Genomic DNA, 278 nt, shown 5'->3' with positions numbered 1-278 from the left:
TGGCCGACCCGGCGCACCGGGCTGGGGATTTCGCCTTCGATCAGCTGCGCGTCTATCGCCCGGCCCGGCTCGGCCACCGGCACGGCCGACAGCAGCTTGCGCGTGTAGGGGTGCCGGGGGTTTTCAAAAATGTCCTGGCGCCGGCCCATCTCGACGATCTGGCCCAGGTACATGACGGCCACCCGGTGGCTGATCTTCTCGACCACCGCCATGTCATGGGTGATGAACAGGTAGGACAGGCCGCGCCGCGCCTGCAGCTCCATCAGCAGGTCGATGAT

The 278-nt window shown here is 66.9% G+C and carries 1 protein-coding gene; it reads right to left on the bottom strand.

The window, feature by feature from the left end:
* Positions 1-278: ABC transporter ATP-binding protein (locus tag QZH66_RS18985; RefSeq protein ID WP_305807318.1), on the bottom strand; the 278-nt coding region annotated here is incomplete at both ends.

The organism is Stenotrophomonas sp. YIM B06876, from assembly GCF_030711595.1.
Taxonomy (GTDB): domain Bacteria; phylum Pseudomonadota; class Gammaproteobacteria; order Xanthomonadales; family Xanthomonadaceae; genus Stenotrophomonas.
This window is presented reverse-complemented; position numbering and strand designations above follow the sequence as displayed.